14 protein-coding genes, 2 pseudogenes and 1 riboswitch are annotated in these 18,184 nt (G+C 67.8%); of the genes and pseudogenes, 5 read left to right on the top strand and 11 right to left on the bottom strand.

Annotated elements, in window-relative coordinates:
* Window positions 1–18: 18 nt before the first annotated feature.
* From AC3EUV_RS32475 to AC3EUV_RS32455, 5 genes are all read right to left on the bottom strand, one after another.
* Window positions 19–834, bottom strand: coding sequence for a carbohydrate ABC transporter permease (locus AC3EUV_RS32475; RefSeq protein ID WP_432146065.1), 816 nt, complete (start codon window positions 832–834; stop codon window positions 19–21).
* An 11-nt stretch (window positions 835–845) separates the two neighbouring features.
* Window positions 846–1,739: a carbohydrate ABC transporter permease gene (locus AC3EUV_RS32470; protein ID WP_435604490.1), complete on the bottom strand. Its 894-nt coding sequence runs from the start codon at window positions 1,737–1,739 to the stop codon at window positions 846–848.
* A gap of 67 nt (window positions 1,740–1,806) precedes the next feature.
* Complete coding sequence (locus tag AC3EUV_RS32465) at window positions 1,807–3,015, bottom strand: sugar ABC transporter substrate-binding protein (protein WP_435604481.1); 1,209 nt, start codon at window positions 3,013–3,015, stop codon at window positions 1,807–1,809.
* A gap of 160 nt (window positions 3,016–3,175) precedes the next feature.
* On the bottom strand, window positions 3,176–3,952 hold the full coding sequence (locus AC3EUV_RS32460; protein WP_435604480.1) for an alpha/beta fold hydrolase: 777 nt from the start codon (window positions 3,950–3,952) through the stop codon (window positions 3,176–3,178).
* A gap of 129 nt (window positions 3,953–4,081) precedes the next feature.
* On the bottom strand, window positions 4,082–6,829 hold the full coding sequence (locus AC3EUV_RS32455; protein ID WP_435604479.1) for a helix-turn-helix transcriptional regulator: 2,748 nt from the start codon (window positions 6,827–6,829) through the stop codon (window positions 4,082–4,084).
* Between the two features lie 437 nt (window positions 6,830–7,266).
* Here AC3EUV_RS32455 and AC3EUV_RS32450 point away from each other — a divergent pair, with 437 nt between their 5' ends.
* A complete protein-coding gene (locus AC3EUV_RS32450) occupies window positions 7,267–10,026 on the top strand; it encodes an ATP-binding protein (RefSeq protein ID WP_435604478.1) in 2,760 nt (919 codons plus the stop codon).
* A gap of 401 nt (window positions 10,027–10,427) precedes the next feature.
* On the opposite strand, the gene AC3EUV_RS32445 is transcribed toward AC3EUV_RS32450, so the two are convergent.
* Both AC3EUV_RS32445 and AC3EUV_RS32440 read right to left on the bottom strand, forming a co-directional pair.
* Window positions 10,428–10,769, bottom strand: coding sequence for a GNAT family N-acetyltransferase (locus tag AC3EUV_RS32445; protein WP_432146070.1), 342 nt, complete (start codon window positions 10,767–10,769; stop codon window positions 10,428–10,430).
* A 10-nt stretch (window positions 10,770–10,779) separates the two neighbouring features.
* A complete protein-coding gene (locus AC3EUV_RS32440) occupies window positions 10,780–11,760 on the bottom strand; it encodes a pirin family protein (RefSeq protein ID WP_432146071.1) in 981 nt (326 codons plus the stop codon).
* A gap of 123 nt (window positions 11,761–11,883) precedes the next feature.
* Here AC3EUV_RS32440 and AC3EUV_RS32435 point away from each other — a divergent pair, with 123 nt between their 5' ends.
* Window positions 11,884–12,387 (top strand): carboxymuconolactone decarboxylase family protein, encoded by a 504-nt coding sequence (locus AC3EUV_RS32435; RefSeq protein WP_435604477.1) that lies wholly within the window; start codon window positions 11,884–11,886, stop codon window positions 12,385–12,387.
* Between the two features lie 17 nt (window positions 12,388–12,404).
* On the opposite strand, the gene AC3EUV_RS32430 is transcribed toward AC3EUV_RS32435, so the two are convergent.
* Both AC3EUV_RS32430 and AC3EUV_RS32425 read right to left on the bottom strand, forming a co-directional pair.
* A complete protein-coding gene (locus AC3EUV_RS32430) occupies window positions 12,405–12,737 on the bottom strand; it encodes an alpha/beta fold hydrolase (protein WP_432146073.1) in 333 nt (110 codons plus the stop codon).
* Between the two features lie 20 nt (window positions 12,738–12,757).
* A complete protein-coding gene (locus AC3EUV_RS32425; RefSeq protein WP_435604476.1) occupies window positions 12,758–13,486 on the bottom strand; it encodes an alpha/beta fold hydrolase in 729 nt (242 codons plus the stop codon).
* Between the two features lie 526 nt (window positions 13,487–14,012).
* On the opposite strand from AC3EUV_RS32425, the gene AC3EUV_RS32420 reads away from it, so the two are divergent.
* The 3 genes and pseudogenes from AC3EUV_RS32420 to AC3EUV_RS32410 form a co-directional block, all read left to right on the top strand.
* Window positions 14,013–14,849: an alpha/beta fold hydrolase gene (locus AC3EUV_RS32420; protein WP_432146075.1), complete on the top strand. Its 837-nt coding sequence runs from the start codon at window positions 14,013–14,015 to the stop codon at window positions 14,847–14,849.
* 538 nt (window positions 14,850–15,387) lie between these two features.
* Window positions 15,388–15,711 carry a hypothetical protein gene (locus AC3EUV_RS32415; RefSeq protein ID WP_432146076.1) on the top strand — a complete coding sequence of 108 codons (324 nt, stop codon included), beginning with the start codon at window positions 15,388–15,390 and terminating at the stop codon, window positions 15,709–15,711.
* Between the two features lie 353 nt (window positions 15,712–16,064).
* Window positions 16,065–16,259: pseudogene (locus AC3EUV_RS32410) on the top strand (hypothetical protein); the annotation flags it as partial.
* A 431-nt stretch (window positions 16,260–16,690) separates the two neighbouring features.
* A riboswitch (cobalamin riboswitch) is annotated at window positions 16,691–16,821 on the bottom strand.
* 942 nt (window positions 16,822–17,763) lie between these two features.
* Here AC3EUV_RS32410 and AC3EUV_RS32405 read toward each other — a convergent pair.
* The gene (locus tag AC3EUV_RS32405; protein WP_432146078.1) at window positions 17,764–17,973 is read right to left on the bottom strand and encodes a LacI family DNA-binding transcriptional regulator; all 210 of its coding nucleotides are present in this window, start codon (window positions 17,971–17,973) and stop codon (window positions 17,764–17,766) included.
* Window positions 17,970–18,184, bottom strand: a pseudogene (locus AC3EUV_RS32400) (hypothetical protein); the annotation flags it as partial. The pseudogene AC3EUV_RS32400 and the gene AC3EUV_RS32405, both read right to left, overlap by 4 nt.

Genomic DNA, 18,184 nt, shown 5'->3' with positions numbered 1-18,184 from the left:
GCGTAAGGGGGCGGCCCCTCACTTGACGGCCCCGCTGCTGGCGCCGGTGGCGACATAGCGCTGGGCCACGACGAGCAGTACGGCGGCGGGGACGGACGCCATGACTGTGGTGGCCATGATGGCGTTCCACTGGTTCGTGTGGGCACCGATGTACTGGTAGATGCCCAGAGTGATCGGCCGCACGGTCTCCGTGGTGGTCAGTGTGAGGGCGAAGAGGAAGTCGCTCCAGGTGAAGAGGAAGGTGAAGACAGCGGCAGTGATCAATGCGTTCGTGCTCAACGGGAGCACCACGGAGCGGAAGACGCGCAGTCTCCTGGCACCGTCCACGCGCGCAGCCTCGATGATCTCCCTCGGAATGCTCCTCATGAACGCACGCAGGACGATGATCGCGAAGGGGACCCCTGCGGTGGAGTCGGCGAGGATCAGTCCGAGATAGGAGTTCAGGAGTCCCAGGTCGTTGTAGGCGCTGTAGAGCGCGTTGGCCACGGCGATGCTCGGCACCATCTGTGTGACCAGGATGCCGAAGAGCACGAGGTTGGTTCCGCGGAGGGGGAACTGGGCCAGCGCGTAGGCCGCCGGCGCGGCGAGCCCGAGGCTGAGGACGACGCTGCCGAGGGCTACGACGAGGCTGGTGACGAAGTTGCGTCCCTGATCGCGCAGTGCGGTGACGTAACCGCTGAAGTCCGGATGGAAGGGGAACCAGCCTCCCTGAAGTGTGTTGCCCGCGGGCTGGAGGGAGGCGTTCACCATCCAGTAGACGGGAAACAGCATCAGAGCGAGCAAGGCGATCCCGACGAGGGTGGACGGCCGGCCACGGCCCGGTGCGCGCTTCACTGGATCATTTCTCAGATGTTCCGGGCGCGACGGTTGGCGCGCAAGTAGACGATGGCGAACGAGAGCGAGATGACGATGAGCACGTTGCTCATTGCGGCGCCGCGCCCGAACTCGAACTGCTGAAAGGACAGTTCGTAGGAGTGGGTGGCGAGGGTTTCCGTGGCGTCGGCCGGTCCTCCGCCCGTCACCACGAGGATGATGTCCAGCACTTTGAGCGTGTAGACCACGCCCAGCACCAGCACGACGCTCACCACGGGCCGCAGCAGTGGCCAGGTGACATGGCGGAACGACGCCAGCGGGCCGGCGCCGTCCAGCTTCGCCGCCTCGTACAGGTGTGGAGGGATGTCCTGGAGGCCGCCGTACAGGATCGCGGTGTTGAAGGGGATTCCGACCCAGATGTTGATGACGATCACCGAGACCAGCGCCTGTGAGGTGCCGGTGAGCCAGGGGATGCCGGACGACGAGAGGTGGAGGCCGCGCAGCGCTGTGTTGACGACTCCCGTGTCGGGGTCGAGCATCCACCGCCAGGTGGTTCCGGAGACGACCAGCGGCAGCAGCCACGGCAGCAAAAGGAGCGCGCGCAGTACGCCACCGAGCGGGAAGCGACGCTGGAAGAACAGAGCGAAGGCCAAGCCGAGTGCGAACTGCCCGATGATCGAGCCGGAGGTGAACAGGACCGTGGTCAGCAGGGCCTTGGAGAACAGGTCCGACGAAAGGACCTCCGCGTAGTTCTGCAGTCCCACGAACGCGGCGACACCCGTGTAGAACGTCGTGGCCGTGTACTGCTGGAAGCTCATCACGACGTTTTTGACGATCGGGTAGCCGAAGAACAGCAGCAGGTATGCCCCGGCGGGCACGAGGAACATCGACTGGCCCAGCCGCTCCCAGAAACGTGCCCGGACCACGGCCCGGTCCCCCGCGGCGGCGGTGCCGTCGTCCTGCGCGGTATCCCTCCGGAGGTTCGGGGACAGGTCAGTGACCTGTCGCGATCTGCTGCCCACGTCTGAGGGCTTCCTCCGGTGTCTGCCGGCCCGTCAGGGCGGACTGAATCGCGGTGTATATCCCGGTCGCTGCCTTGGGCCACTTGACGCCGAGCTGGCTGGTACGGGCCCGCGCCGCTTCCACGCTCTTGACAAAGGCAGCCATCGACGGAGTCTGCTCGGCGTACTGGGCGGCCACAGCCGTGCGGGAGGGCACGGTGAAGTGCTGCTCGGCCAGGGTGAGCATGGTCGAGTGGTCGTTCAGGCAGGCGAGGACCTGGGCGGCCTTCTCCTGCCGGGCCTTGGAAGGGCTCCGCGGGAGCGTCCACACCTCACCGCCGAGCGGTGTGACCGGGGTCTGCCCCGTCCGAGGGACCGGGATGGGGGCCACTCCCCAGTACAGGTTCTTGGCCTGCTTCAGGGCAGGAATCCGCCAGGGACCGTTGATCATCATGGCTGTCTTTCCGGCGACGAACTGATCGTGGACATCGGCCTGGGTCCAGTTCAGCACCGACTTCGACATGGATCCGCTCTTCACCAGGTCGACCCACAACTGGAGTGCCTTTGCGGCCTGCGGGGTGTCCAGTTTCTTCTCGTCACCGCCGTTGGACCACAGGAAGGGCAGGAACTGCCAGGTGCCCTCAAAAGTGGGGTTCGCGTCGACCGCCATGCCGTAGCGCCCGGGGCGGGCCAACTTGGCCGCCGCCGCCTTCAGTTCGTCCCAGGTCCCAGGTACGGCGACACCGGCCTTGGCGAGCATGTCCTTGTTGTAGAAGAGGGCGATCGTGCTGACGTCAGGGGCCAGTCCGTACACCTTTCCCTTGTAGGTGCCCGCCGAAAGGATGCCCTTGGCGAAGCCACTGGAATCGATGCCGTACTGGTCCAGCGGGGTCAGCGCGCCGGTCTGTGCGATCTGCTGCAGGTCGGGGTTGTCCAGCATCAACAGGTCGGGAAGGGTCCGCGACGACGCCCGCTGCAGAACCTTGGGGATGAGCGACGCCCCGGGAACGCTTGTCTGCTCGACCCTCACGCCGGCGGTCTTGCCGCACGCGGCGAGCACTTCGCCCCATTGGGTGTGTTCGCGTTCGTCGGTGTAGTAGTCGAGCGCGGTGATGGAGGTGATCTTGCCTGTGGCGGATCCGGTACCGGTTTCGCCGCCGCATCCGGTGGCGGCCAGTACAAGGGCGATCGTTCCGGTCAAGAGAGCGGCGATCCGCCGCGCCGGCGGTCTGGCCGGTGAGATCATGCTGGTGCCCTTACCGAGTAACTGTCTGTGGCGGGGACGGTGTCACGAGGAAGGACACACTTCCGGGGTGCGGTCAAAAAATGGCCAACATCAGCATCTTCGACTCGACCGCATGCTATAGGGTCCCGGATGACCGATGGCACGGAGCATCCGGGAGGTCGGCTCCCGTAGGGCGCGCCGGCGGTCCCGTGCAGACGAAATCGCCGCCGCGATCACCGCCCTGTTCGGCGACTTCCCGAATCATCGCCACCACCGCCTCGGGCTGCGACAGCACAACGGCGTGCGAGCCGTCCAGCACGTATTCGGTGGCCGCCATGCGTTGCGCCATGAAGCGCTGAGCGGTGGGGCTGAGCATCCGGTCGGCGGTCGCGATGGCGTACCAGGACGGCTTGGAGGCCCATGCCGGCGGGCCCGATCTACTGGTCAGCGCGCTGCAGGCGATCGGGCGTTGCGCCACGGACAGCACCTCCTTGACGCTGGGCGGCAGGTCGTCGGCGTACACCTGCGGGAACCGTTCCTTACGGATGTAGAGCTCACGTTCCGGGCCGCCGGGGAGGGCAGCGGTGAAGGTCGCGTCGGCCGCCGGCACGGGGGCGAAGCGGTTCGTGATGTCCAGGACGCACTCGCCCGCGTCGAGGCCGAATGCCGCGACATAGCACAAGGCCACGACGTTGTCGGCGTCGGTGGCGGCCTCTGTGATAACCGCGCCACCGTAGTCGTGGCCGACCAGCACGACAGGGACGTCGATGTCACGCACCACGCTCCTGATGTAGGCGGCGTCCTGCGCCAGACCGCGCAGCGGGTTCGCCGGGGCGCGCACGGTCAGTCCGGCGGCGTGAAGGAGGCTGATGACCCCCGCCCACGACGAAGCATCCGTGAACGCCCCGTGCACAAGCACGATGGTCGGCGGTGAGGGGGTGGATCGGTGCATGCCGGTGACCTCCAACTGGCTGTGGGGGATGCCCCAGCCAAACGCGTTCAGGTGTGGCGGGGCATCGCGTGAACGTACCAACCGCTCCGCTCAGCTGTCGGGCAGCGTCATGACCAGATTGGCGAGCTGAACCCGGGAGTTGATCGACAGTTTGCGGAAGACGGACGTCAGGTGGGTGTTGACCGTGTGCGGAGAGACGACGAGCAGGTCGGCGGCCAACCGGTTGGTGTGGCCCTGGGCGATAAGGCGCGCGACCTTCTGCTCCGAGGCCGTGAGGGCTCCCCATCCCTGCACGGGGCGCTGCGTGGTCGCTGCCCTGCGGCTGCCGTCTCCGGCAGCATCGAGATCGCGCTGTACGCGTCCCGCTGCGGCGTGGGCGCCGGACTCGGCGAACGTGTCGCGGGCGTGCGTCAGCGCGGCCACGGCCTCACGCTTCCGGCCCGCTGCCAGGAGCGCCTGTCCGAGATCGGCGGATGCGGCAGCCCGGGCCAGCGGGCGAGGGCTTGTCCTGAGCAGCTCGACGGAGTGCTCGAGCATGGCGGGATCGCGTTTCACGAGCCCGAGGGCCTGCGCCGCGATGCCCGTGGCGGTCGGCACGGCAGGATTGCGTTCGGCGTGGGCTCCGGCCTGTGCGGCCAGGTCCTCGGCGAGCTCGTGCTCCGCGCCGCGCAGGGCCATGCGTATCGCGGAATCGACCCAGTAGCGCAACAGCCGCCAACGCATGAAGAGACCCTTCTGCTGCACTTGTCGAATCTTGTCGACGGCAAGCGCAATGTCCCCGTCGGCCTCGGCGTGGACCGCTTCCAGGAAGCGCACCGCGGCGGTGTTGCCCGGGTTCGGTTTGACCGCCAGTCTTTCCCGCGCTGCGGCCAAGTGCTCCCGCGCCGCTTCCCGGTCGCCGCGCAGCAGGGCGATCCGGGAGCGGATCACCCGGCCGTTCACCTGCTGGACGGGGACCTGTACCTCGTCTTCCAGACGCTCCATCGTCACGAAGTCTGCGTCGGCGTCGTCGAGCCGGCCGAGCCCCAGATCGTGCTGCCCCTGTGCCCACAGCATCATCGACTGCCGCATCGCCCCGGCATCGTTCGCTGCTTGCAGGAGCAGCCGTTTGCCGGCCGCGAAGTCGTCCACGTGCAGGTGCGCGACGATCTCTTCGGGAAGGAAAGCGGAATCGATGGCGCTCAGCGCGGCAAAACGCTCCAGCGCGACCGCGTTCTCCCCCGCGTTCTGCGCGATCTCGCCGAGCCCGGACAGGGCCAGGACATGCGCGTCCCGGTCGCCGATCGCGGTGGCGGCACGCAGCGCGGTCTCGCCGGCCGCACGCGCAACGACGAGATCATCCTCCCGGGACAAGGCCAGCGCGCGCAGCGCCGCCAGCCTCGCCCCGATCTCCGGGGCGGCGCCCCCCATGGCGAGGGCGGTTTCGGCCCGGCGGCGCAGTTCGCCGGCGAGATCCATGTTCCACAGCGTCCCGCCGAGGGCGGCCTGCAGTCGGCTGAACGCCTCCAGCGGCGGCCGGCCGGCCAATAGCCGGTCGCCTGTCGACAGCGCCTCCCCATTCCTGCCGGCCCGTGTCAGGCAGAGGATCGTCTGCTCACCCACTGCGAACCTCAGCGGCCGTGCCGACGGCACCAATTCCAGGGCGCGCGTCATCAGGTCGGCCGCGAGGCCCGGCGTGACCGGCAGTACGTCGTCAGCCGCCCGCCGCAGCAGCGCTACGGCTTCCTCGTCGCCGGGCAGGGCTCCCCTGAGGATGTGCGGCACCGCGTCGATCGGCTGATGGCCCGCGGCGACAAGGTGGTGGGCAGCCTCTCGGTGCAGAGCCTTCCGGGCTGACGGTGGGATGTCGACATAGACCGCCTGGCGCAGCAGATCGTGCCGGAAGACCAGGTGATCGCCGTCATCGTCCAGGAGTCCGGCACACACCGCTTCCTTCAGCGCCGCGAGGGATATGGCGGTCGGTTGGCCGGAGAGCGCGGCGGCATCACGGAAACCGAAACTGCGCCCCAGCACCGCTCCCATCTGAAGGAAGCGCAGCGTGCCGGGCTGCAGGGATTTGAGTCTGGCGCGCACACCCACCACGAGCCCTGGGGGCACAGGGTCGTCCGAGGCATGGGCCGTCCGCAGCCCCGCAAGCATCTCGACCGCCAGAAAAGGGTTCCCACCGGCTCCGCCGAGCAGGTCCCGTACCCGCTCGTCAACCGCTGCCCCGAGTGTGTCGCTGGTCAGTTGATCGATGGCCGCGCCCGACAGTGGCCCCAGAGACACAGTGATCGTCGGGAGGTTGCCGGTCGCGGCTGCGACCACTTCTTCCGCCGGGCTCGCGGGCTCCGGCCGCCCGGCCAGCATCCACAGCACCGGCGAAGTCCGCAGGCGGGTCGGAAGCTGCTGCAGGGCAAACCGGCTCAGCGGGTCGGCCCACTGCACGTCGTCCAGGCCGATCAGCACCGGCACGCTGCCGGCTCTGGCTTCGATCGCCTCCGCCAGGCGCTCCACCAGCCAGATCCGCTGGTCGTGATTGCGGGCGAGATCGGCAAAGGTGTCGCCGGACAGCAGCGGCTGATCGCCGTGCAGGACGCAGGCCGCCAAGGACGAGAGGGGCACGATGTGATGCAGCTCATCGGCCTTGCCGAAGCCGACTGAGAATCCCGCTGCTCTGGCCATGGAGACGGCCTCGGCGAGCAGTGTGGTCTTACCGATGCCCGGTTCGCCCTGAATCATGGCAAATCCGCCGCTACCGGTGTGGGCCACCGAGGCGATCAGCGCCTGAAGCTCTTCGAGTTCGGCCTCCCGGCCGCGCAGACCGCTACGGGACAGCGAACCGCCTGACCCCACCACTTACGCTCCGTCCTGTCCGCACTCGCCGGCCCAAGCCGGGCTCGGCCCACACCAGTTGGTGACTCCGACCTCCCGCAGGTGACGGCTTCCCGCGGGCACACCGCACCTAGGTGCATCGCCGCAGGTCAAAGCCACTGTATGCGAGCCGTCCGGCACCTCGGATCTCCCGTCGTCCGGGAATCCGGCCGTGTCGATCACAGATGTCATGGGCGCCCTCCCGCTAGTCGTGTGCCGGGCCCCACCACCGCTCAAGTAGTCGGCTCAGCACCGACCACCTTGCAAGACGGGATGACTTACGTCGTCGGCATGATGACTGCGAAGCGACTGTGAGCGAGCGAGGCGCCCAGGGCATTTGACTCACCGCACTCTCTGGTGTTCCCTGCGCGCACATAGACTGCAACTGTCCAGGTCAGAACACCGGCGCAGGGGAACAAAGGATGTCGGGCAGCAAACTGTTCGGTCGGGATGAGGAGCTGGCGACCGTCGACGCAGTGGTCGACGGACTGCCCGAGCGCGGCAGTGCGCTACTGGTTCAAGGAGCCCCCGGAATTGGCAAGTCCGCCCTCTTGGACCACGCCGTCACCCGGGCCCGGAACTCAGGATTCACCGTCCTCAAGGCATCGGGGGTACAAGCCGAGACCCATCTGCCGTTCGCGGGGCTGCACCAGCTGACCCACACCATGACGGACCGCGTCTCGCGCCTTCCCCCTGTTCAGGCGGATGCGCTGCTGGGCGCTTTCGGCATGGCGGAGCCGTCGTCCAGTGCCTCCGCACCCCAGTTCTTCATGATCGCCCTGGCCACGCTCAGCCTGCTCGGGGAGGCGAGCGCCGAAGCCCCCGTTCTGCTGGTCGTGGATGACTCCCAGTGGCTCGACAGGCCGACCCTGGACGTGCTCGGGTTCCTCGCGCGCCGCGTGGGTGCCGAACCGCTCGGCCTGCTCCTTGCAGGCCAAGAAGGCCGCACGGCATGGCCGGGCGCCCCCGACATCCCCGAGCTGCACCTCAAGCCTCTGCAGCCAACCGCGGCCGACGCGCTGCTGGACGCCCGTAACCCCGGTCTCGCCCCAGCAGTACGCCGCCTCGTGGCGGAGATGTCCGTCGGCAACCCCCTGGCGCTGATCGAGCTCCCGATCACCCTGAGGGCGGACGGGGTGGCCTCCGAGTCTGCGCTTTCGCCGACGCTCCCCCTCACCACCCGACTTGAGCGCGCTTTCGCCTCGCGGCTGGCCGATCTTCCTTCCGACGCACGCCAGGTGCTGCTCATCACCGCCGCCGACGACGACGGTGCGTTGACCGAAGTGCTCACCGCCGCTTCGGCACTTGCGGGCACCGAGATTTCCGCACGCTCCCTGGAGCCCGCCACAGCAGCGGGTCTGGTGTCCGTCGACGAGTTCCGCATCGGCTTCAGCCATCCCTTGGTGCGCTCCGCCGTCCTGGGCTCGGCAACGCTCGCGGACCGCCTCGCCGCCCACGGCGCACTTGCCCACACCCTTCACGGACAGCCTGATCGGCAGGCTTGGCACCGGGCTGCGGCCATCGGCCGTCCCGACGAGGCGGTGGCGCGGCAACTGGACCAGGTGGCTCGCCGAGCGAGCGGGCGTGGCGCCGCCACGGTGGCCTTGACGGCGTTGGAACGCGCCACAGCACTGAGCGAAGTCCCTTCCGGAAGAGTGGCCCGCCTTCTGGGCGCCGCGGAACTGGGCCTCGAACTCGGCCGGACAGATCGGGCGGCAAGCCTGTTGCACCAGGCCGACCAGCTGGAACTCGGTGTGCTGGAGCGGGCCCGCCTGCTCCAGCTGCGCGAGGGCCTCGAAGTGGATGTCGACACGAGCACACCCCGGCTCCATCTGCTGATCACCACAGCGGAGCGGGCCGCCAATGCCGGCGATCCCGAACTCGCCCTACGGCTGTTGCGCTCAGCCGCACGGCGGTGCTGGTGGTCGGACCCCGGACGGGAACTGCGGGAACGCGTCGTGGCCGCGGCCGAGCGGCTCCCCGTTTCGGAACTCCACCCGGACCTGGTGTACACGCTGGCGGCGGCCACCCCGGTGGAGCGCGCGGCGACGGTACTCGACCGCCTGGAGCGTCTGGAGCGTCAGGGCGGGTACGACATTCAGGCCGCCGCCACCCTGGGCACGGCGGCCACGATGGCGAACGCGTACGACCGCGCCACCGGGTTTCTCCGGCACGCGGCGGCCGGCCTGCGTGGCCAGGGCCGTCTGGGCCTGCTGGCCCAGACCTTGGTGTCCCTCGCCCTCAGCGCCGTGCACACCGTCGACTGGGAGACCGGACTCCCGGCCGTGGCCGAGGCGATGCGGCTGGCCGAGGAGAACGCCCAGCCGCGCTGGCTGACCGGTGCGCGGATCGCGAAGGCGCAGTTCGCCGCATTGCACGGAGATCTGGAGACGGCGCTCGCCGTCATCGGAGAGGCGGAGGGCCGAGGGCTGTCCGTGGCCCACCCCTCCAATCTTGCGTTCATCCAGATCACTCGTGGTCTCATCGGCCTCGCCGCCGGTGACCACGCCGAGGCGTTCCACTGCGTCTGGCGGGTCTTCGACCCGGTCGACCCGGCTTACCATCCGTTCCTCCAGACCATCGCCATCGCGGAGTTGGCCGAGGCTGCCACGGGCGATGAGCAACGAGCCATGGCGAAGGCCGCGTTGCACCAACTCGTCACGTCCACCGGGGCCAGCGAGGCCCAACTGATCCGGATCAACCTGGGATTCGCTCAGGCGCTGCTCGCTGACGACGAGCATGCGGAAGAACACTTCCGATCGGCGTTCGATCTGGACATGTCCCGTGCGCCCTTTGCTCGCGCCCGGCTCATGCTCGCCCACGGCGCCTGGCTGCGACGGCGTCGCCGCGTGATGGAAGCCCGCACTCCGCTGCGGATCGCCCGGGAGTCGTTCGCGTCCCTCGGCGTGGAACCGTGGCACGAACGGGCCTGCCAGGAACTCCGCTCGGCGGGCGAGGGCAGCAAGCGGCAAAGCCGCAGCGACTGGGACCTGCTCACACCTCAGGAGTTGCAGATCGCCCAGCTCGCGGCGGACGGCCTGTCCAACAAGGAGATCGGCCAGCAGCTGTATCTGTCACCGCGCACGGTCGGCGCGCACCTGTACCGCATCTTCCCGAAGCTCGGGATCACCTCGCGCGGCCAGCTGAAGGGCAAGCTGGGCCTGAATGACCGCACCCTGTAGGGCACCCGGAGCTACCTGCCCGGCGAACGGGGCGATGGCCGCTCCGGCCGCGCCGACGAGGGCGAACACACCGACCCCGACCGACGAGTAGTGGAAGCGAGGGCCGGTCAGGACGAAGGAGACCGTGGTCCAGAAGGCACGGGCGCGGAGGATGCGCTGTGGAGTGGCCGGCAGCTTCTTCGATGCCGTCACGCAGGCATAAGCGCCGATCCACCCCTCAGCGCTTCGTCATCCGAGACGAGGGTTCGGGATGTCAGTCATCTCCGTGAGAGATGAGAGATAGGCCAGCGGAGCGCGCCCCTCGCAGCGGAGACCGAGGACGGTGTCCACCGAGTGGACACCGCCTCGCTCGGTGTGACCGTTGGACCGGAAACCCCGGGGAGCAGGTGGTAGCGCGGAGGTCACTGCGCCAGCACGGTCTTCAGCCACCGCAGGACTTCGGGGGTCACGGGGTCGGCTACGTTTGCGAATTCGTCGTGCCTCGTGAGGAACTTCGCCACGTAGGGGCAGACCGGTACGACGCGTTTGCCGGAGGCGTGTACGTCGCTCAGGGCCTGCTGGACGAGGAGCGAGGCCAGGCCCTGCCCGGCGAAGGCGTCGTCGATTTCGGTGTGGTAGAAGACGCGCTGGTCATCGTGGTCACGGTACGCCGTGAGGCCGGCGGTTGTGCCGTCGACCAGGATTTCGTACCGGTGCTTGGCGTCGACTCGCTGAACGGTCGGAGCGGCGGCGGGCTGTGTCATCGTGAGCCTTTCAGTGGTGCGTCGGGTTCTTGCGCGGCGCGATGGTGGCATTCGGAAGGGCGGGCGCGGGAAGGCGGTCGCCGTAGTAACCGTCGACGCTGCCGAAGCGGTCGGATGCGCTCTCCCAGGCTTGCCGGGCTTCGACGATGTCTTCGTGGCTGCGGCCAATGAAGTTCCACCACATGACGATCTGTTCCTCGAACGGAGTCCCACCGAGCAGGACCGCCCGAGCGAGGCCGTCCGTCTCGTTCGTCAACGTCAGCGTGTCGTTTCCGGTGCCGAAGTAGCCCAGTTCCGCCGGGCGCAGAAGTGTTCCGGCCATGCGGACGTCCCCTTGGTCGACGAGCAGGCCATACTCGAAGTCGGTATGCACCGGGAGGGTGGTCGTCGAGCGCGGATCGAGGACGAGTTCGGCGCCGAGCAGAGGCGTGAACGTCCGCACCGGGGAAGTGTCACCTGCGAGGGATCCCAGGAACACTCTGATTTCCGCCCCGCCCATCCGCACCGGGCTCGGCACGTAGTGCCGGAAGTCACGGCCGGTGTGCCGGTGCTCTTCGGGCAGAGCCACCCACAACTGGACGCCGTGCAGGATCGTGGTGCCGGCGGTGGAGGCTTCCGAATGGCTGATGCCGTACCCACCCGTCATGAGGTTCAGCTCGCCGGGCCGTACGAACGCGTGGCTGCCCAGGCTGTCGCGGTGCTCGATCTCCCCGCTGAACAGCCAACTCACGGTCTGCAGACCGGTGTGCGGATGGGGAGCGACGTCCATGCCGCCCGTGTCGGCGACGTCGTCCGGGCCGTAGTGGTCGACGAAGCACCAGGCCCCGATCAGCGTTCGGGCCCGCTGCGGCAGCGTGCGCCGCACCGTCATCGCTCTTGGGCCGCCCAACGGGACGTCCCGCGCGGACAGCACGTCGACCTGCGGCGCGGGCTGGCCGTGGTCGCCGGTAGCGCAGCGCAGCGCGGTGGGATCCACTTCGACGTTGCTCATCGAGCGTCCTCTCCATCCGAATGTGATTTCATATTCAACAATCATGCCTGATAGTAAGTCCGTGTCCCCTCGTATGCGCTGCGGAGCGAGCGAAGGCCGGGGGCGGCCCCGAAGGAGTCCAGATTGAGTGACACCACAGCAGATCCGGCGACCCGGCGGGTCTTCATCGACAAGCAGAGCCCCAAGGCGTACCACGCACTGGTCGAGACGGCGGAAGCAGTCCGTGCGGTCGCCGCCGAGGCGGCGCTGGACCGTAGCTTGGTAGAGCTGATCAACCTCCGTGTGTCACAGATCAACGGCTGCGCCTACTGCCTCAACGTGCACACCAGGGCCGCGTTGCGCGCCGGCGAGACCGCCCAGCGTCTGGGCGTGCTGGCCGCGTGGCGCGACACCGAACTGTTCACGGAGCGGGAGCAAGCGGCACTCGCCCTGGCGGAGGCAACCACCGAACCCGCGAACGCCGTCGCGCAGGAACGCGCCTACGAATGCGCTCGCCAGCTCCTCGACGACGACGAGATCTCCGCGGTGATCTGGGTGGCGATCGCCATCAACGCGTTCAACCGGGTCTCCATCCTGAGCAAGCACCGTGTCACAGCCTCCCCTGACAGTCGGTCCTCACGTGGGTGATCGCTGCCTCTGCCCGCTCAGCAGACAGCGCGCAGGATCAGATCGGTAACGGGGCCGGGGTCGCTCACGGCGACCGCGTGGGGTGCGCGGACCGTGATGGTCCGGGCGCCGGCCCGTTCGGCCATCCACTGCTCGGCGGCCGGTGGGATGTTGCGGTCCTCGGTAGCCACGAGATACCAACTGGGGATCTCCTTCCACGCGGCGGCGATGGCCTTCCCCTGGAGGGCGGCACCAGTCCTACCCGCTGCAACGAAGGCGCCACGTACCGATGCCGGCCCGCGGAGCCCGGCCATGAGCGCCCGGGTGGCGGAGGAACCGCCGCCGACCGGCAGTCCGGGCCCGGCGGCCACCGATCGAGGGAGAAGCCGGGTCAGTCGGCGGCGGTGGCCCGTACGGCCTCCTCGATCAGCTGGATGACGCGCTCGGGGCGGGCGAGCATCACCAGGTGCGAGGAGTCGACCTCGACGGTCCTCATGCCGGCCCGCTGGTAGCCATAACGCTCCACATCCGGATTGATGGTGTGGTCGGCTGTGGCGACCACACCCCACGAGGGCTTGGTCTTCCAAGCCGCCTTCGGTGCCTTCTCGCTGAATGCCTGAGCGGCCAGCGGACGCTGGGAGACGGCGAGTACGGAGGCGAGGCGGGGGTCGACGTCGGCGGCGAAGATGGACGGGAACTTCTCGATCTGGACCGACACATCGGTGCCGGGAGCAGAGGAACCCTCGATCGGGAAGGGGGTGTAGACGAGCGCGGCGGCGAGGTCGGAGTCGGGGAAGCCGCCCTGCAGCTCGCCCAGGCTCTCGCCTTCTTCCAGGGCGTAACCGGCCAGGTAGACCAGCCCTCTGACGTTGTCCTCCACGCCGGCGACGGTGATGACGGCACCGCCGTAGGAGTGTCCGACCAGGACGACAGGTCCAGGTATCTGACGGACAATCGAGGCAATGTAGGCGGAGTCGCCGAGCAGGCTGCGGTTGGGCACCGCCGGCGCCACCACGTCCAGGCCGCGGGCGATCAGGCCCGGGATGACGCGGGCGAAGCTGGAGGCGTCGGCGAAGGCACCGTGGACCAGGACGACGGTCGGGCTGTCGGAACGGGACAAGGCACAACTCCCTTTTGATGTCATGGCGATTGGCGCTGCACTGCCAGCCGGCTGGGAACGGGTTCACTGCCTTGCCGGGTGCGAGTGGCGGCGGAGAAACGAACGCTGCCTCAGCCGAGTTGCTTCGCCGCGCCGGATCGGCGCGCGCGGCGTCCGGTCCGGGGATGGACCGCAGGCGCGAACAGCACATTAGGGGCGACCGGAGGAGGCGACTTGTCTGTCGGTGCATCGCCCGTGGTCCGTCGGCGCCCGCGGGGAGTGCCGGCGAGGGACGCTTTCGAGGAGCCTTGCACAGCAGCGTGCCGGAGTACGTCCCATCCTGGCACTCCCAGGCAAGAAGAGGTGCGCTCGATGACAACACGCGGTGGAACGTTCGCCCTAGCGTGCTGACATACCGCACCGCGCATGCCACGAATGCCCGGACGTCGGCAGCCGATGTGCCGATGCCGTCCGTACAGCGCCGTCCCCCATCGAGACGGAGCGTGGTCCTGCGCGCGCCAGTCACTCCGGAAGAAGGAACGAGATCTTGCCGTACATCACCGTGGGTCAAGAAAACTCCACCAGCATCGACCTCTACTACGAGGACCACGGCACCGGCCAGCCGGTCGTCCTCATCCACGGCTTCCCGCTCGACGGCCACTCCTGGGAGCGGCAGAGCGCCGTGCTGCTGGACGCGGGCTACCGCGTGATCACCTATGACCGCCGCGGCTTCGGGCAGTCGAGCCAGCCGACGACCGGCTACGACTACGACACTTTCGCAGCAGACCTGAACACGGTGATGGAGACCCTCGACCTGCGGGACGCCGTCCTGGTCGGCTTCTCGATGGGCACCGGTGAGGTCGCCCGCTACGTGTCCGCCTACGGCTCCGCCCGGGTCTCCAAGGTCGCTTTCCTGGCTTCGCTGGAGCCCTGCCTGCTCAAGACGGATGACAACCCCGACGGGGTCGCCCCGAAGGAGTTCTTCGACGGCATCGTCGCGGCTGTCAAGGCGGACCGCTACGCGTATTACACGGAGTTCTACAAGGACTTCTACAACCTGGACGAGAACCTCGGTACCAAGATCAGCGAGGAAGCGGTCCGCAACAGCTGGAACGTGTCAGCGGGTGGCGGCTTCTTCGCCGCCGCGGCCGCGCCGTCGACCTGGTACACCGATTTCCGGGCCGACATCCCGGCCATCGACGTGCCGGCCCTGATCCTGCACGGCACAGGCGACCGGATCCTGCCCGTCGAGGGAACCGCGCGGCCGTTCCACAAGGCGCTCCCGTCCGCCGACTACGTGGAGATCGAGGGCGCCCCGCACGGCCTGCTGTGGACCCACGCGGAAGAGGTCAACACCGCGCTCCTCGCCTTCCTGGGGAAGTGACCCTGCCGCAGGCTCGCCCGAGGGGTCTGCGGCCCGAGACTGCCGTCGGGGTATGAGGGCCAGCCCGCCATGGGCACCTCGCACGCGGCGACGGCCACGGATCCCTGATGGGTGTGTGCGCCTTCCACGATCGAGCTGTAACGGCGATAAGTGCCGCGCCTGCACAAGAGTGGCGGTCTCGCAATCAAGTCTTTCCATCCATGACACCCCTGACGTGCGGCGCGCTGACAGGAGTGCCCCCGGGCGGGGTTATGGCGCCCATCCGCCCGGGGGAGGCAGCAGGCGCCTTTGTGCCGGGGCAGGCTCGGTATCCCCCGTAACCGGGTCTGCCCCCCTGCATGCAATGCCGCGCAATGGCACTGCCGAATCCTGGACTTCCTGGCGCGCACGCTCCCTCCCTTTCGCGCAGGCGGTCACTCATGAGGGGCAGCGGGGCATCTCCCGCCGCCGGCCTGCCTCATGCGCGCGGTACGGGCCGTACGGCTCTCTGGGGAAGGGGCCGTAGCCTGGCGCCCGTGATCCGAATGACCGCAAAGCCATGGATGGCCCGCCCGCACCTGATGAAGATCGAATTCTCTCCTACCTCAAGGGCGGCGAGGAGATCTTCAGCACCATGGGCGCTGAGCGCGATGTCATCTCCCAGGACGAGTGGGTCAGTGGCGACGGGTCACTGGTGACAGACGGCGAATGGGTCTGGCCCGTTGACCTCGCTCACTACCTTTCGCGTTACCGCATTGCCCTTCCAGGCGATTTTCTCGATCACGTTCGGAAAGCTGAGTACCAAGCTCCCGTCGTGCCTGATGAGCGTGCGCGAGAAGTCATGGTTGAGCTTTTCCCTAAGCGCCCTTCCCTTTGGAGTTAGCGGCTACACGGCCCTACCTCTAACGAGCGTGGTGATAAAGCGGTGCGATGTGCATCCGTTCCGGCAGGTGGTCGCACGGAGGCGTCTTTCGCTTCGCGACCGAGCCGGAGGCGCAACAGCCGGAATCGTCCGGCAGGGCAGAACCCAGCCTTCTCATAGGCCGTGATGCCGGCCCCATTCGGCTCCAGGACCTTGAGCCACACCAGTGGTACTCGCCCATCGTGCACCACGATGGCGGCAACCCCGCACCGCTCGTCGACTTTCTGGCGGGTCACGTCTTCTTGTTCTCAGGACCGGAAGAGCTGGCTTCTTGCTAGCGTCGGTCCCTCGCCAAGGAGGTCCAGTGTCGTCTTCTGCGCCCACTATTGTCCCCCTTTGGCCTGCGAGTTGAGCCGATCGATGAGGTGCTCGGCGAGGTCGAGCGTTCGCTTGGAATGCATCTCGACCGGGGGACGCTAGTGCGCAACCGCCGCTCACTCGGTGCTTCTACGAGCCGCGGCACATGGGTACGGATCGAGCGGCGCAGGCTGCAAAAAATCGGAAACCAGGCGGCTTCCCCCGACCTGGGCCGCGGATCACCCCCAACGTCGGTGAGGAGAACTCGCCCTCAACGGCCGCCGCCCCATCCAGTGGGGGATCACCCCACGTCGGTGGGGAGAACGAGACGACCTATCAGGCAGGTTGGTCGAGGGCCTCCATCGCTCGAGTCCGGCAGGACGTGTTCGGAACCTGGGTTCTCGTCAGACGAAGAAGGCGTTCATGCCGGGGACGTCGGACAGGTAGGTCTCGAGCCTGAAGTCGGATGCCTGGAGGCATCGTTGCGCTCCAGGCACCCGAACACGGCCGGCACCCGCGCGCACCGCCACGCACACGGACGGGCATCCCGGACAGATGACGTCGCGGAGCACGCGACACACGTCTGGCGGGGCACCTAAATCAGGCTCTCGGCTTCGCGCCGCAGACCGTGACAGCGGGAAGCGGGTCGCGATATGCGCCGGGTTACCCGACTCGCGGCCTGCCAGGGCCGCGCACGGTTGCAGGTCAGCGCCGGAGTCCCACCGACTTCCCCCAGTCGCACACCCATGCGATTGTGGTGCGTATCCTCACTTCGGCACGCCGACCACGGCCGACCGCCAAGTACGAAGTCCTCTCACCTTTTGTCTTTTTGAGAAGCAGAGCTGAGCAGTTGCCAGTTTTCGACACATCGAGTGAGGGTTGACAGTGCGAGCCGATAGCAACGGGCCGGCCCTTGCCTCGGAGACAAGAATCGGAGCTGCTGCCGGCAGGGAGCGGGCGACGGCATACGCTGACGTGGGCCACCGGAAGGCTGGCCTGGTGTTCTTTGCTCTGGGTGTCGTAACCGTGAAGCAATCCGGTCAGTGCTTCCCTGCAGCTCAGGCGCAGAGTAAACATGGCCCTCCGAACATGCCAGCCGCCTGCTTGAAGGCACTGGCCCGTTCCTTCTCCGCGGCAGTCTTGCTCTGTCCATGCAGGGTGCGCCGCAGAACCTTGGCGATATCAGGTGCGGGCTGAACGGCGTGGCCGATTGCAGTAGCGCTGTCAGCGGTGGCATCACGGAGCACAGGGGCGATTTCATCCACGAGGTTATGGGGAGCGCTGTCGGGCTTTTCCGTGAGGGAGTGCCGAGATGAGCGGGCCGACACGCACGATTGCCTCTCGGCCTCTTGATAGCACTCAAGTGCAGGATCGCCCACTTGTCTTGATCTCTCAGTTCGACCGCAAGTAGACGCACGACGGAGGACTTACCCCTGCCGAATGGCCCGAGTAGTCCGACAGCGAGCGGCTGAGTGGATCCGCGGACAACGCCAAGGAGTTCCTGGCTCACTGACAACCGGACCCACCTCAACGTCCCCCGTCTCCAGGTCGCCGAGCGAGGCTGGTCCAGGCCAGCAAGCACGTGCCGGGCAGCCTGGTAGGCAGCGTCCGCGAGCCCGGCTTCGGTGCTCGTACCGGCCGGGCCGACCAGTGCGGTCGCGGGGCGGTGTCGTGTGCGGCGCACCAGCGCCGGTAGACGGAGACGGATAGTCGAGTTCACTCCCACCCTGCGTGGGGGACCAGGAGCTGGATGCGGGTGGCGCCTTGTTGCGCGAGACGGTCCAGCAACTGCCGCATGGTGTGCTCGGGGTCGGCGGTGACGTGGTGCGGCACGAGAGCGCCGGCGCCCTGGCCGAGCGAGACCAGAGGGATGCCGAGTCCGGCGAGAGGCTGAAGCCGGGGATCGTCGCCGTCCGGGTCGGTCACGATGATTCCGTCGACGGAGAGGTACCGGCGAGGATCAGGCCGGCCATGAAGACGCCGTTGGCATCGGCGGTCCCGAGCACCTCGGACCGCTGCGACAGCACCGGCAAGCGTTGTTTGACAGACGGTTTGTGGGTGTTGATCAGTTCCTGGTCCGCAGTGTGTGGCGATCGGGATGGGGGAGCCACCAGTTGGCGGTCGGTGGGTGGTGCCG

This window comes from Streptomyces sp. bgisy130, assembly GCF_057708345.1.
Note: the sequence above shows the minus strand (reverse complement) of the source record. Positions and strands in the feature narration are given on the sequence as shown.